Source organism: Actinomadura latina NBRC 106108, assembly GCF_001552195.1.
Lineage (GTDB): Bacteria > Actinomycetota > Actinomycetes > Streptosporangiales > Streptosporangiaceae > Spirillospora > Spirillospora latina.
On record NZ_BCQS01000006.1, the window covers coordinates 105,191 to 118,867 of the forward strand.

15 protein-coding genes are annotated in these 13,677 nt (G+C 72.4%); 9 read left to right on the plus strand and 6 right to left on the minus strand.

The features are described 5' to 3' along the window. The first annotated feature begins 51 nt into the window (after positions 1-51). Entirely contained in the window at positions 52-663 is a 612-nt protein-coding gene (locus AL2_RS11130; protein WP_083946400.1) for a DUF1707 SHOCT-like domain-containing protein, read from the plus strand. Here the strand turns inward: AL2_RS11130 and glpX are convergent. After that, complete coding sequence (gene glpX / locus AL2_RS11135) at positions 660-1,694, minus strand: class II fructose-bisphosphatase (RefSeq protein ID WP_067632764.1); 1,035 nt, start codon at positions 1,692-1,694, stop codon at positions 660-662. The two genes, AL2_RS11130 and glpX, sit on opposite strands and share 4 nt — an antisense overlap. A 195-nt stretch (positions 1,695-1,889) precedes the next feature. Between glpX and AL2_RS11140 the strand changes: the two genes are divergently transcribed. Both AL2_RS11140 and AL2_RS11145 read left to right on the plus strand, forming a co-directional pair. After that, the gene (locus tag AL2_RS11140; protein ID WP_083946401.1) at positions 1,890-2,555 is read left to right on the plus strand and encodes a TetR/AcrR family transcriptional regulator; all 666 of its coding nucleotides are present in this window, start codon (positions 1,890-1,892) and stop codon (positions 2,553-2,555) included. Between the two features lie 20 nt (positions 2,556-2,575). Next, complete coding sequence (locus tag AL2_RS11145) at positions 2,576-3,340, plus strand: DUF4245 domain-containing protein (protein WP_083946402.1); 765 nt, start codon at positions 2,576-2,578, stop codon at positions 3,338-3,340. A gap of 3 nt (positions 3,341-3,343) precedes the next feature. On the opposite strand, the gene AL2_RS11150 is transcribed toward AL2_RS11145, so the two are convergent. Then, positions 3,344-3,580, minus strand: coding sequence for an exodeoxyribonuclease VII small subunit (locus AL2_RS11150; protein WP_067633090.1), 237 nt, complete (start codon positions 3,578-3,580; stop codon positions 3,344-3,346). Between the two features lie 10 nt (positions 3,581-3,590). After that, complete coding sequence (gene xseA, locus AL2_RS11155; RefSeq protein WP_067632765.1) at positions 3,591-4,805, minus strand: exodeoxyribonuclease VII large subunit; 1,215 nt, start codon at positions 4,803-4,805, stop codon at positions 3,591-3,593. A gap of 42 nt (positions 4,806-4,847) precedes the next feature. On the opposite strand from xseA, the gene AL2_RS11160 reads away from it, so the two are divergent. Further along, positions 4,848-5,273 (plus strand): MarR family winged helix-turn-helix transcriptional regulator, encoded by a 426-nt coding sequence (locus AL2_RS11160; protein ID WP_245666544.1) that lies wholly within the window; start codon positions 4,848-4,850, stop codon positions 5,271-5,273. A 51-nt stretch (positions 5,274-5,324) separates the two neighbouring features. Here AL2_RS11160 and AL2_RS39740 read toward each other — a convergent pair whose 3' ends face one another. Beyond that, complete coding sequence (locus AL2_RS39740) at positions 5,325-6,290, minus strand: DUF8129 domain-containing protein (RefSeq protein WP_067632768.1); 966 nt, start codon at positions 6,288-6,290, stop codon at positions 5,325-5,327. A gap of 156 nt (positions 6,291-6,446) precedes the next feature. Here AL2_RS39740 and AL2_RS11170 point away from each other — a divergent pair, with 156 nt between their 5' ends. Then, positions 6,447-7,412: a 4-hydroxy-3-methylbut-2-enyl diphosphate reductase gene (locus tag AL2_RS11170; protein ID WP_067632769.1), complete on the plus strand. Its 966-nt coding sequence runs from the start codon at positions 6,447-6,449 to the stop codon at positions 7,410-7,412. Positions 7,413-7,452: 40 nt separating this feature from the next. Here the strand turns inward: AL2_RS11170 and AL2_RS11175 are convergent, their stop codons facing one another. Then, complete coding sequence (locus AL2_RS11175) at positions 7,453-7,998, minus strand: DUF6542 domain-containing protein (protein ID WP_067632771.1); 546 nt, start codon at positions 7,996-7,998, stop codon at positions 7,453-7,455. Between the two features lie 56 nt (positions 7,999-8,054). After that, positions 8,055-9,434 (minus strand): DNA recombination protein RmuC, encoded by a 1,380-nt coding sequence (locus AL2_RS11180; protein WP_083946403.1) that lies wholly within the window; start codon positions 9,432-9,434, stop codon positions 8,055-8,057. Positions 9,435-9,576: 142 nt separating this feature from the next. On the opposite strand from AL2_RS11180, the gene ychF reads away from it, so the two are divergent. From ychF to AL2_RS36215, 4 genes are all read left to right on the plus strand, one after another. Continuing rightward, entirely contained in the window at positions 9,577-10,668 is a 1,092-nt protein-coding gene (gene ychF, locus AL2_RS11185; RefSeq protein ID WP_067633108.1) for a redox-regulated ATPase YchF, read from the plus strand. Positions 10,669-11,153: 485 nt separating this feature from the next. After that, positions 11,154-12,185 carry a conjugal transfer protein gene (locus AL2_RS11190; protein WP_067632773.1) on the plus strand — a complete coding sequence of 344 codons (1,032 nt, stop codon included), beginning with the start codon at positions 11,154-11,156 and terminating at the stop codon, positions 12,183-12,185. A gap of 75 nt (positions 12,186-12,260) precedes the next feature. Then, positions 12,261-12,530, plus strand: coding sequence for a hypothetical protein (locus AL2_RS11195; RefSeq protein WP_245666569.1), 270 nt, complete (start codon positions 12,261-12,263; stop codon positions 12,528-12,530). A gap of 31 nt (positions 12,531-12,561) precedes the next feature. Next, entirely contained in the window at positions 12,562-13,317 is a 756-nt protein-coding gene (locus AL2_RS36215; RefSeq protein WP_083946404.1) for a conjugal transfer protein, read from the plus strand. The last annotated feature ends 360 nt before the right edge of the window (positions 13,318-13,677 follow it).

Genomic DNA, 13,677 nt, shown 5'->3' on the forward strand with positions numbered 1-13,677 from the left:
CCCCACAGGTTTTCGCGCGGTGTCCTTCCGGGCGCGGGCTAATCTCTAACTGTGGACGTCCCCCATCGCCCGGCCTCCGAGAAGGTCACCCGCGTGCGCGACCTGCGCGCGTCCGACGCCGACCGGGAACGCGTCGCCGCCGTCCTGGGCGAGGCCTACGCGGACGGACGGCTCACCGTGGAGGAGCACTCCGAGCGCACCTCCCGCGCCTACGCCGCCCGCACCCTGGGCGAGCTGACCGGCCTCACCGGCGACCTCAGCCCCGAGGAGGCGCAGCCCATTCTCGTGGACGACCGCCCCGTCTCGGTCTTCTTCGGCCGCACCCGCCGGGAGGGACGCTGGGTCGTCCCGGTGAAGCTGCCGATCCTCGCCCTCTTCGGCACGGTCGACCTCGACCTGCGCGAGGCCGTCCTGCAGCGCCGCCACATCGTGGTCGACACGCTCGTGCTCGGCGGCCGGATCCGGCTGATCGTGCCGGAGGGCGTCAGCGTCAGCGTCACCGGCCGCACCATCCTCAGCACCCGCGACCTGCGGGCCCGTCCCGCCCAGGACGGGCCCACGGTCGAGGTCGGCGGCACGATGATCTTCGGCTCGGTGCGCGCCCGCGCGCCGAAGCGGTCATTGCGCAGCCGCGTCCGCGGCCGGCTCGGCCGGGGCCGCTAGACCGCCGTGTCGAAGTTGATCGCGCTGTAGGCGCGGAGCTTGCCCAGCTGGTGCTCGCTGGAGATCGTCCGGATCGTCCCGCTGCGCGAGCGCATGACCAGCGAGTGCGTGACCGCCGTCCCCTTGCTGTAGCGGACGCCGTCCACCAGCTCCCCGTCGGTGATCCCGGTCGCGGCGAAGAACACGTCGTCGGACGTCACCAGGTCGTCGGTGGTCAGCACCCGGCCCAGCTCGTGCCCGGCGTCCCGCGCCTTCTGCTTCTCCTCGTCGTCCTGCGGCCACAGCCGGCCCTGGATCACCCCGCCGAGCGCCTTGATCGCGCACGCCGCGATGATGCCCTCCGGAGTGCCGCCGATGCCGAGCAGCAGGTCGACGCCGGTACCCGGCCGGGACGCCATGATCGCGCCGGCCACGTCGCCGTCCAGGATGAACTTGATCCGCGCCCCGGCCTCGCGGACCTCCCGCACGATGCCCTCGTGCCGCGGGCGGTCCAGGATGCAGACGGTCACGTCGTGCGGCGAGGAGCCCTTCGCGCGGGCGATCGCGCGGATGTTGTCGGCGATCGGGCGCTCGATGTCGACGACGTCCGCCGCTTCCGGGCCGGTCACCAGCTTCTCCATGTAGAACACGGCGGACGGGTCGAACATCGACCCGCGCGGCGCCACCGACAGCACCGCGATCGCGTTGTTCATGCCGAGCGCGGTCAGCCGCGTCCCGTCCACCGGGTCGACCGCGACGTCGCACTCGGCGCCGGAGCCGTCCCCGACCAGCTCGCCGTTGAACAGCATCGGCGCGTGGTCCTTCTCGCCCTCGCCGATCACGACGACGCCCTGCATGGACACCGTGTTGATCAGCTGGCGCATGGCGTTCACGGCGGCCCCGTCGGCGCCGTTCTTGTCGCCGCGGCCGACCCAGCGGGCCGCTGCCATGGCGGCGGCCTCGGTGACGCGGACCAGCTCCATCGCGAGGTTGCGGTCCGGGGCCTCCGGCTCGGTCGTGAGCGGAGAGGAAACGGTGGTCTCGTCGGACATGACGGGGCAGCCCCTTCGGTCGGTGGTGCCTCGGATTCTCCGTGGACCGGACGGTGAGCCACAAATTGGACCAGACCAGCCGCGCGCACGGATCGTACCGGCACCCGTGGTACCAGCCCCGCGCGGCGCCCGGATTTGACGGTCACGCGGGCAAGGGATCGTTTCCCCATGGGAGAGGGCGTAATCTCTGGCGTCATGAGCAGCGACATCGACGTCTCGTCCGGCGAGGTGGCACAGAACGGGGGCGCGCGGCCCGCCGGAGGCCACGCACGGACCTCCGACCGCGGGGCCGCCACGCGCGGCGCCCTGCTGGCCGCGGCGCGGGACGTCTTCTGCGCGTCCGGGTTCGCCCAGGCGGCGGTGACCGACATCGTCGCCAAGGCGGGCGCCAGCGTCGGCAGCCTCTACCACCACTTCAACGGCAAGGCGGACCTGTACCTCACGCTGTTCGAGGACTTCCAGGGCCGCCAGCAGGAGCGCACCCGCGAGGCGATCAGCGCCGTCCGGGAGGCCGGCGAGACCGACCCCATGCGGCAGTTCATCGCCGGTGCCGGCGCCTACCTGAGCGGCTGCCTGGACGACCGCGCCGTCGCCCGGCTGTTCATCTCCGGCGACGGCCCGCCCGGATTCGACCGCGTCATGCGGCAGCGGCTCAACAAGTGGGCGCGCCGCAACGCCGCGCTGTTCCACACCGCCGACGGCGGCGTCGACGAGGCCCTCGTCACCGTGCTGACCGGAGCGATGGCGGGCGCCGTGTCCGAGATCTCACTGCTGGACGACGAGGACGCCGCCCGCCGCCTCGCCGACGAGATCATGGGCATCGTCGGCACGATCCGCAACCCCCGTACGGAGCAGCGCTGACCGTGGGGGATCCTGGAGGGGTGACCGACAAGACCCCTCCCGCCCAGGAGACAGCCGCCGATCAGGAGCCCGCCTCCGTTCAGGAGCCCGCCTCCGTTCAGGAGCCCGCCTCCGTTCAGGAGCCCGCCTCCGTTCAGGAGTCCGCGGACGCCCAGGAGGTTCAGGACGCCCCGGCCGGGCGGCCGGCCGTCCAGGTCAGTCCCGCGGTGCACAAGCGGCTGACGACGGGGCTCGGCGGCTTCGCCATCGCGATGGCCGCGTGCCTGCTGCTGGTGCTGGCGGTCTACATCGTGTCGCCCCGCGGCGGCGGCAAGGAGGTCCTGCCGACCGTCGACTACGGCTCGCAGCTGTGGGCGATGCGCAGCGACGCGCCCTACACCGTGTACGCGCCCGTGGGGCTGCCCGCCGCCTGGCGTCCGAACAGCTCCCGGCTGCACGGGCTGGAGTCCGGCGGCAAGGAGCCCGTCGCGTGGCACCTCGGGTTCGTGACGCCGAGCGACGAGTACGCTGCGCTGGAGCAGAGCAACGAGAAGGCGTCCGAGTACGTCCCGCGCATGACGAACAGCAGCACGCCGACCGGGACGCAGCAGGTCGACGGCGTCACCTGGACGAAGTACCACCGCAAGGACAAGAGGGCGAACTCCCTCGCCCGCACCCTGCCGGACGGCGTCAGCATCGTCGTGACCGGCACCGCGTCCTACCAGGAGCTGGCGGTCCTCGCGGCGTCGCTCAAGCCGCAGAGCAGGGACGGCGCGACGCTGCCGCCCCCGACCCCGGGCTCCTGACCGTCAGAACGGGGCCGCCTCGCCGCCGTTCCCGGGCCGGTCGAGGGCGGCGGCGAGCCGCGCGCGGGCGCCCTCCAGCCACTCCTCGCAGACCGCGGCGAGCTTCTCGCCGCGCTCCCACAGGCCGAGCGACTCCTCCAGCGTCAGGCCGCCGGCCTCCAGCCGCTTGACGACCTCGGTCAGCTCGTCCCGTGCCTGCTCGTACGACGGCTTCTCCGCCGTCCCCTTGTCGTCCGCCACCTGCCCCACCCTAGGACGTCTCGCGGTCGGTCACGTGCACGCCGAGGCGCCCATCGGCCAGCCGGACGTGCAGGCGCTCCCCGTCCTTGACGGCCGCCGACTCCCGCACGACCGCCCCGCCCTCCCGCTGGACGATCGCGTAGCCGCGCTCCAGCGTCGCGGCGGGAGAGAGGGCCAGCAGCCGGGCGCGGGTGTGCGAAAGCTCGTCCCCGGTCCGGTCCAGCGCCCCGGACAGGCACCGCCGCGCCCGGTCGCGGAGCGCCGCGACCTGCTCGGACTGCCGTTCGATCTCCCGCACCGGGTCGGCCAGCGCGGGCCGCGACCGGACCGCCTTCAGCCACGCCAGCTCCCGGTCGACGGCCCCCGCCAGGCAGCGCCGCCCCCGGTCGCGCAGCTGCCGGACGAGCTGGAGCTGCTCTCGAACGTCCGGCACGGCCTTCTTCGCCGCGTCCGTCGGCGTCGAGGCCCGCACGTCCGCGACCAGGTCCAGGATCGGGGCGTCCTGCTCGTGGCCGATCGCGCTGACCACCGGGGTGCGGGCCGCGGACACCGCGCGCACGAGCGCCTCGTCCGAGAACGGCAGCAGGTCTTCCATCGCGCCCCCGCCGCGCGCGATGATGATCACATCGATCTCGGGATCGGCGTCGAGCGTCCGCAGCGCCTCCATGACCTCGCCGACCGCGTACGAGCCCTGCACCGCGGTGTTCTCCACCCGGAACGCGACCGCGGGCCAGCGCCGCCGGGCGTTCTGCAGGACGTCGTGCTCGGCGTCGGAGTCGCGCCCGCAGATCAGCCCGATCTTCCCGGGCAGGAACGGCAGCGGCCGCTTGCGCTCCGGCCGGAACAGCCCCTCGGCGGCCAGCACCTGCTTCAGCCGCTCCAGCCGGGCCAGCAGCTCCCCGACCCCGACCGGCCGGATCTCCAGGACGCTGAGCGAGAACGTCCCCCGGTTGATCCAGAAGTCCGGCTTGGCGTGCACCACGACGCGCGCGCCGTCCGTCACCGCCGGACCGGCCGCCTCGAACACCGCGCGCGGCCCGACGACCCGCACCGACATGTTCGCCACCGGGTCGCGGAGCGTCATGTAGACCGTCCCGCCCCGGGCGTTGAGATCGGTGATCTGGCCCTCGACCCAGATGCGGCCGAGCTTGCCGATCCAGCCGCTCACCGCCTGCAGAACCGTCCGCACCGGAACCGGGGATTCGGCCGTGGTCTCCATCGCCATGCAGGAACACTAGTCAACTACTCGGCCCTGAGGAGAGTGATCGTGACCGCATCCGAACGCGAGCTCGCCGAACAGCTCAACCTGCGCCTGCGCCACGTGGTGCTGATGCTGCGGCAGGTCGGCGCCGACCAGCCGGTCACGCCACAGCAGCTGTCCGTGCTCGGCTCGCTGGAGCACGGGCCGCGCCGGATGACCGAGCTGGCCGCCGAGCACGGCGTCCGGCTGCCGACCATGACCGCCCAGATCAACCGGCTCGAACGCGACGAGCTCATCACCCGCGGCCGGGACGGCACCGACGCCCGCGTCGTCACGGCCCGGCTCACCGCGGCGGGCCGCGACCGGCTGACCGACGGGCGGGAGCGCCGGCTCGCGTTCCTCAGCGAGCGGCTCGCGAGCCTGACGGACGAGGAGCGCGCCCAGGTCGCGGCGGCGCTGCCCGCCTTCGACAAGCTCCTCAGTGGGCCCTGAGACGGCAGAGCCCCCGGACCGGCCGGGGGCTCTGCCGTGTCGGTCCCGGTGTCAGCTGAGGCCGTTCAGCTTGGCGATGCGGCGCTCGTACATGCGGATGACGTCCTCGCGGGCGGCGTGCTTGCGCTCGTACTCGCGCAGCAGCTTCACCTGCTCGACGGACAGGCCGCGCAGGCGCGCGCGCAGCTGCGGCAGCGTCGCGGTGTCGTAGTTCGGGACCGGGAGGTCCTCCGCGATGTGCGCGGCCTCCGCCGGCGCCGCCGGCTTGTTCTCGGGCTTCGGCTCGAACGCCTGCTCGTCCTTGGCGACCGCCTTCTCCGTCGCCTCGTCCGTCGCCTCGGTGAGCTCCACCTCAGCGGGCTGCACGGGCGCGACCTCCGCGATCGGCTTCGGCTCCACCTGCCCGGCGGGCTCGGGCTGCACGGGCTCAGGCTTGGCCGCCTTCGGGCTCGGCGCGGGCTCCGCCTGCGGTGCGGGCTCCGGCTTCGGCGCGGACGGCACCGGCTTCGGCGCGGGCTCGGCGACCGGCGCCCCCTCGCCCGCGGGCCCCTGCTCGCCCCCTGAGCCGGCGTGCCGGCGCCCCAGCGCGCCGGGCCTGGCCGGCTTCGGTGGCGCTCCGGGCCGGGCGTGCTTCGGCGCGTGCCGGGTCCCGGCGCCGGGCTTCCCGACCGAGATCTCCGCACTGGCCGAGCGCGCGGCGGCGGTCCGTCCCGCGGGGCGGGTCCGGCGGACGGGCTCGGGCTCGGGCTCCGGCTCCTCGCCGCGCACCCGCTCGGCGACGCGCCCGACGACCTTCCCGGCCGTGTGCTGGACGTCGTCGCGCCACCGCCCGAGCACCGGCTTCACGCCGCCGCCCTCGGTGATCTCCTTGTAGTCCCGGGTCAACCGGTCGCCGAGCAGCAGCGCCCGGCCGACGCCGAACATGGCCAGCCGGACGGCGTGCAGCGGGAGATCGCGAACCTGCTCGCCCACCGAGTCCTGGACCTGCTCCTTGAGGCGGCGCGGCGATTTCGTCATCGACTCTTCCTCTTCCTGCCTCGTCTCGTGACCACCCACTCTGCCCCATGCGCGCGATCGGGGTCTCCCCGGGTTGATGGAATTCTGTCCAAAGCCGCCGTGGAGTGGGTCACAGCCGGGTCACACGTACGCGCCGGCCACTCGTACGATGGAGCCATGACCGCCAACAGCCAGCGCCGTGTCCTGCTCGCCAAGCCGCGTGGTTACTGCGCGGGCGTCGACCGCGCCGTCCAGACGGTCGAGATCGCCTTGGAGAAGTACGGGGCGCCGATCTACGTCCGCAAGCAGATCGTCCACAACGTCCATGTCGTGAAGACGCTGGAGGAACGCGGCGCGATCTTCGTGGAGGAGACCGACGAGGTCCCCGAGGGGTCGATCGTGGTGTTCTCCGCGCACGGCGTCGCGCCCGTCGTGCACGAGGAGGCCGAGGGCCTCGACCTGCGCACCATCGACGCGACCTGCCCGCTGGTCACGAAGGTGCACAAGGAGGCGATCCGCTTCGCCGCCCAGGACTACGACATCCTGCTCATCGGCCACGAGGGCCACGAGGAGGTCATCGGCACCACCGGCGAGGCCCCCGAACACATCCACCTCGTGGACGGCCCCGGCGACGTCGCCAACGTGACCGTCCGCGACCCCGAGAAGGTCGCGTGGCTGTCGCAGACCACACTCTCGGTCGACGAGACCATCGCCACCGTCGAGAAGCTCCGCGAGCGGTTCCCCAAGCTGATGGACCCGCCGTCCGACGACATCTGCTACGCCACCCAGAACCGGCAGGTCGCCGTGAAGGAGATGGCGGCGCAGTCGCAGCTCGTCATCGTGGTCGGCTCCTCCAACTCCTCCAACTCCGTGCGGCTGGTCGAGGTCGCCAAGGAGCACGGCGCGGACAACGCCTACCTCGTCGACTACGCCGAGCACATCGACCCGGCCTGGCTGGAGGGCGTCACCACCGTCGGCGTCACCAGCGGCGCCTCCGTCCCGGACGAGCTGGTCCAGGAGGTCCTGGCCTGGCTCGCCGCGCGGGGCTTCGGGGAGGCGGAGGAGATCGAGTCCGTGGAGGAGCGCATGCGCTTCTCCCTGCCGAAGGAACTCCGCAAGGACCTCCGCGTCACCCCGGTCTAAGTGACCCGGTCTAACTCACCCCGGTTCGGATCACGCGGGTCTAGTCGACCTCGCCGTGATGGAGACGGCGCTCCTGCGTCGTGGTCGGGGACTCGTCCCACCGGACGGGGTTCTCGTTCTCCTCCTTCTCGAAGAGACGCACCCCGACGAGCTTGTCCCGCAGTTCGCGGACGTTGGTCATGAGGCCCCGCGCCAGGCAGATCACCAGCACCAGCAGCGTGCCGAAGAACAGCCACGGCGCGGTGGCCGCGAGCGCGGTCAGGACGCCGACCGTGACGCCGCGCAGCAGCGAGCCCTGCCCGAGCGTGGTGGCGAACACCACCGTGAACGTGGCGGCGAAGAACATCAGCGGCGGGCTGACGACGAGCGTGAGCAGATCGGCGGGACGCGTCGCGAACGCGGCGAGCGCGCAGCCGATCGCGAACCCGGCCCCGGCGAGCAGCGGCACCCCGAACCAGTGCGACAGCAGCCCGCATACGACCCCGGTGGCGAACATGACGACGATGCCGCCGCGTCCGGTCAGCGTGACCGGGCTCCCCCCGGCCGAGCGCGAACGCGGCGCGGCGGCGCCGTGCTGACGTCCCACTGAACCCCCCGGAGCCGGCGAGGCGCCGCCGGGCGCACCGCGTACCGTCGATGAACTCATCGCCACCCTCTCGCAGTGGGGGGCCGGCCCCCCAGACCCCCCGGTCCGCTCCGCTCGTGCGGGTCGCGCCGGTCGATCTGCTCGGGGACGGCCTGTGCGCCGAAACCTACCGCGTCCGCGGCCGGGTCGGGCTGAGCGTCTTCGTCGTCGGGGAGGCGGTCCGCCGCGGTCAGCTCGGCCGCGGAGAGCGCGCGGGGGCTCTCCTCCACGGGGTGCGGACCGTCCAGGCCGTCGTCGACCACGCCCAGTTCGTTCAGCTTGCGGGCGCTGACGAGCACGCGCGTTTCCAGCGATCCGACCGTCCGGTTGTAGGACTTGACGGCTCCGGTCAGCGCGCGGCCCAGTTCGTCGACGTGCTGCCCCATCGTGCCCAGCCGCTCGTACAGTTCCTTGCCCAGCTCGAAGACCGCGCGGGCGTTCTGTGAGAGCGCGGCCTGCTGCCACGCGTAGGACGCCGTCCGCAGCATCGTGATGAGGGTGGTCGGCGTGGCGATGTGCACGCGCCGCCGCATCGCGTACTCCAGTAGGCCGGGGTCGCGGTCGAGCGCGGGCGCGAGGAACGCCTCGCCGGGGATGAACAGGACCACGAACTCCGGTGCCGGGCTGAACGCCTGCCAGTACGACTTGGCCGCCAGGCGTTCGACGTGGTCGCGCAGGTGGCGTGCGTGCGCGTCCAGCCGGACGGGGTCGCCGCTCTCGGCGGCCTGAAGGTAGGCGGCCAGGGAGACCTTCGAGTCGACCACGATGCTCTTGCCGCCGGCCAGCCGCACCACCATGTCGGGGCGCACGGTGCCGTCGGCCGTGAAGGCGCTCGCCTGCTCGTCGAAGTCGCAGTGGTGCGCCATGCCCGCCAGCTCCACGACCCGGCGGAGCTGAAGCTCGCCCCACCGTCCCCTCGCCTCGGGCCGCTGCAGCGCCCGGACGAGCGACTGCGTCTCGCGGCGCAGCTGGTCGGAGCTCTGCCGGACGAAGTCGACCTGCTTGGCCAGCATCGCGTGCGACTCGCGGCGGCCCGTCTCCACCTCGCGGAGCTGCTCCTCCACCTTGGCGAGCGTCTCCTTGAGCGGCGCGACCAGATGCTCGACGGCCTGCTGGCGGCGCTGCAGCTCGCCCGCCGCCTCGACCCCGGCCGCCTTGAGGCGTGCGTCCGCCAGCTCGAGGAACCGCTGGTTGCTGGCGTCCAGCGCCCGCGCGGACAGGGTCTCGAAGTGCTCGGCCATCCGCTCCTCGGCGTAGGCGAGCTTCTCCTCGGCCGCACGCGCCCGCGCGATCAGCGCGCCGTGCCTGCTCGCCTGACGGCCCGTCGCGAGCGCGTACCCGGCGACGGCGCCGAAGACGGCGCCGACGAGCAGGCCGGCGAACAGCGCGAGGTCCATCCGCTCATCGTGGCAGCGCGGCGGCGAAGCGCGACCGCGACGCGCCGGTACCGCCCGGACGCCGCGTTCCGGACATCCGGCGGGACGGACGTAGTTTCGGGACAACCCGAGGGGTGCCCGCGCGCCCATAAACTTGACGGCCGTGAGCCTCTCCATCGGAATCGTCGGGCTGCCCAACGTCGGCAAGTCCACCCTGTTCAACGCGCTGACCAAGAACGACGCCCTGGCCGCCAACTACCCGTTCGCGACCATCGAGCCCAACGTCGGCGTGGTCGGGGTGCCCGACCCGCGCCTGCGCACGCTGGCGGACATCTTCGGCTCGCAGAAGATCATCCCGGCGACGATGGAGTTCGTCGACATCGCGGGCATCGTCAAGGGCGCGTCCGAGGGGCAGGGCCTCGGCAACAAGTTCCTCGCCAACATCCGCGAGACCAACGCGATCTGCCAGGTCATCCGCGCGTTCGAGGACCCGGACGTCACGCACGTGGACGGCGACGTCGCCCCGTCCCGCGACATCGAGACGATCAACACCGAGCTGATCCTGGCCGACCTCCAGACGATCGAGAAGGCGCTGCCGCGCCTCGACAAGGAGGCCCGCACCAAGAAGGACAAGGACAAGCTCGCCGTCGTCGACGCCGTCAACGCCGCCCAGAAGCTGCTGGACGACGGCGTCACGCTCTTCGCCGGCGCGGAGAAGGCCGGCATCGACCTGGCGCTCCTGCGGGAGCTGCACCTGCTCACCGCCAAGCCGTTCCTCTACGTCTTCAACCTCGACGAGAGCGAGCTGACGGACGAGGCGCTGCGCGCGCGCCTGCGCGACCTGGTGGCCCCCGCCGAGGCGATCTTCCTGGACGCCAAGATCGAGGCGGAGCTGATCGAGCTGCCGGACGACGAGGCGCTCGAACTGCTGCAGGGCATGGGCCAGGAGGAGTCGGGCCTGTCGCAGCTCGTCCGGATCGGGTTCGGCACCCTCGGCCTGCAGACGTACCTGACGGCCGGCCCCAAGGAGGCGCGGGCCTGGACGATCCGCCGGGGCGCCACCGCGCCGGAGGCCGCCGGCGTGATCCACACCGACTTCCAGCGCGGCTTCATCAAGGCCGAGACCGTGTCGTTCGGCGACCTGGTCGAGGCCGGCTCCATGGCCGCCGCCCGCACCGCCGGCAAGGTCCGGATGGAAGGCAAGGAGTACGTGATGCAGGACGGCGACGTCGTGGAGTTCCGCTTCAACGTCTGACCCCGCGGCGCCCGGCCCCGGCGTTCGGAGATCGGCGGTCCGGCGTCTGGCAACGGCCGTGACCAGTGTGATTTTGGCAACAGCGGGTCGCCGCGGGGCCCATGTGGCCACTGAGCTGGGTGTTTTGGCGCGAGATGTCGCGAATGCGGCACATTGTCGGTTTCTTTCGGGAACAGATGGCGTCCGCCACCGTCACCCGGTAACCAAGCAACAACCGAGTCGTGCTGCTTGTCCGAAACCTGGACCTGCGCACTCTTCGGAGCCTTGGATAGGGGATCGTCACCGTTTGGCAATCTTCCCCGTTCCTGCTGAGGTGGATTGCATTATCCACAACCGCGCGCCGGGGCTGTGCTTCGCTGCGATGCGCTGGAACAATTGACCCCCGTGGTTACCCTGGGCCCGAGGTGGGTTCAGGAAAACCACCGGAACATGACCAGGCAGCACAGGACCGCGCCGACCGGGGGCGAGGCGCGAGCGGAGGCAGGATGGCTCGCAGGTCGGCCGTGGGACGCGGCCGTGACACCGCCGTAGTCGAGGAGACCGCGGCGCCCGGCCGGGCGCTCGCGTCCTCCGCCGACCCTTCGTGGGACCTGCCCGAGCGGAACGGACGCGGCGGCGGGTCCGGCCGCGGCGGCCCGCGGGGCGGCCGCTGGGGCGGGTCCGGCGGCCGCTGGTGGGTGTGGGCCGGGCGCGCCGTGCTGTGGGCGCTGATCATCGTCATCCTCGTCAACGGCGTCCGCGCCCCGTTCGAGCGCTTCACCGCCGACGACTCGTCCGGCGGCGGCGGGGGCGCGACCGCGGCCAAGCCGCCGAAGAGCGCCGCGTTCCCCAGCAGCGCCGCGGGCGCGTTCGCCCTCCAGTTCGCCAACGTGTATCTCAACTTCGACCAGAAGAACGCCCCCGCCCGCGAGGCGCAATTGCGCACCTTCCTGCCCGACGGCGCCGACGCCCAATTCGGCTGGAACGGCGTCGGGAAGATGCAGGTGCAGTCCGTCCAGGTCGCCGGAGTGGACGCCCGCGACGCCAGCAACGCGACCGTGACGCTCCTCGCCCGCACCGCCGACCGGTGGCTGCGTCTCGCCGTTCCCGTGTACGCCGACAAGAGCGGCTCCCTGGTCGTGTCCGCCCGTCCCGCCCTGCTTCCCCCGCCGACCAAGGCGCAGCTTCCGCAGGGCGGCGTCGACGACCGCGACACCGCGCTCGAGAACGAGCTCAAGCCGTTCCTCGGCACCTTCTTCCAGGAGTACGCGACCGGCAACCAGGAGGCCCTGTCCCGCTTCTCCGACGGGACGACCATCGCCGGCCTCGCCAACTCCGTCACGTTCGTCCAGGTCAAGGAGGTCGTCGCGGCGAAGGGCCCCGAGGGCGAGCGCACCGTCACCGCGACGGTGGTGTGGCAGCCCGCCGGGGGCGGCGGCGGCGAGCTGGAGCAGAGCTACCGGCTCGCCATGGTCAAGAAGGGCACGACCTGGCTCGTGCGCGACATTCGCGGCACCACAGAACCGAACGCGTCATGAGAGGCCGCGAATTGAACACCCCAACCCCCGAGTCCGCCGACCTAGGAAGGTAGTCAGTCGATGCTGCATCACCTCATGGCGTCGATTCCGCACGAAATCCTGGCGGCGCCCAACGACGAACTCAAGACGGATCAGCTGGCCGATTGGCTCCGCCAGATATTCGGCCCGCTGTTCCTCGTGATCGTCTCCATTGTGGCGATCTTCTTCCTGTTCACCCGCGAGATCACGCGCTTCGTCCAATTCATCGTGCTGGCGATCGGGATCGGAGTGGTCTTCTACGTGCCGAACATCATCGAGACCACGGCCAAGGCGATCGCCAAGGCCCTCGGTGTGGACGTCTCCTGATCCACAGGGAGCGCAGTTAGGGGAGTAGGGCGTGGATCTACCCACGTACACGAACATCTGGCGCATCGAGAAGCGGCTCTACAAGCTGTACGACCTGCGGCTGCCGATGCCGCTGCCGCTCGTCCAGATCGGCGTGTTCCTCGGCGTGTTCGTGCCGTGGATCCTGCTGCTCAGGCTCGTCGGCATCCCCTTCGAGTCGCCGTGGCACGTCCTGTACATCGTCCCGCCGGGCGTCCTGACCTGGATGGCGACGCGCCCGGTCATCGAGGGCAAGCGCCTCACCGAGCTGCTGCTCTCCCAGAGCCGCTACCTCGCCGAGCCCCGCACCTGGTGCCGCCTCACCCCGATCCGCGAACCCCGCGAAGTGGTGATCGTCGCCCGCGTCTGGCGCCGCGCGGAGGCCCCCGCCGCGATGGAACGTGCCGCCGTCAAGGCCCACCGCAAGCGCCGCCAGGCCCCCGAACCGACCCCCTCCCGGTCCGGCTCCCAAGCCCCGCGACCGCCGCGGCGGCCCCGCCCCTGGTCGACTACGCCGCCCAGAGCCCGGCCGCACCCCCCAAGCCCTGGCGCCGCACCACCCGCGACATCTCCCACGAGGACGACGTCCTCCCCGTCCCCGCCGAGATGGAGCGTCCCCCGGCGACCCCCCTGCTGGAGGGCTCGGGCGAGCGCGCCCTGGCCTCCGGCGTCCGCCGCCCCGGCGCCCCCGCCGAGTTCCGGCAGGCCGCCTCCCCCACCCGCCCCGACATCCCCCAGCAGGACCTGCGCCGGACCGCCGAGGAGATAGCCAACGGCCCCCGCCCGCAGAACGCGGGCGCCGCCCAACAGCCGCCCCCCCAGCCCCCGGCGACACCGTCCGAGCCACACCCCGCGCAGGCTGGTTCGCCCGACGTCCACCCGGGGGGACACGTCTCGACGGACGCTGAGCAGGCGCCGGCCGACCCGCCGGACGTCCGCGTGGCCGGTCGCGTGGCCGGTCGTGTGGCCGGTCCCGTGGCCGGTCCCGGGTCGCCGGAGGCCGTGCCCGGTGAGCCGCAGCGGGCGAGTGCGCAACCCGCCGCCGAGGGAACGGCCGACGCGCCCGACGTCCGCGTGGCCGGACGGGCGCGAGTGCCTGCTTCGGAGGGCGCGGCAGCCGATGCGCCAC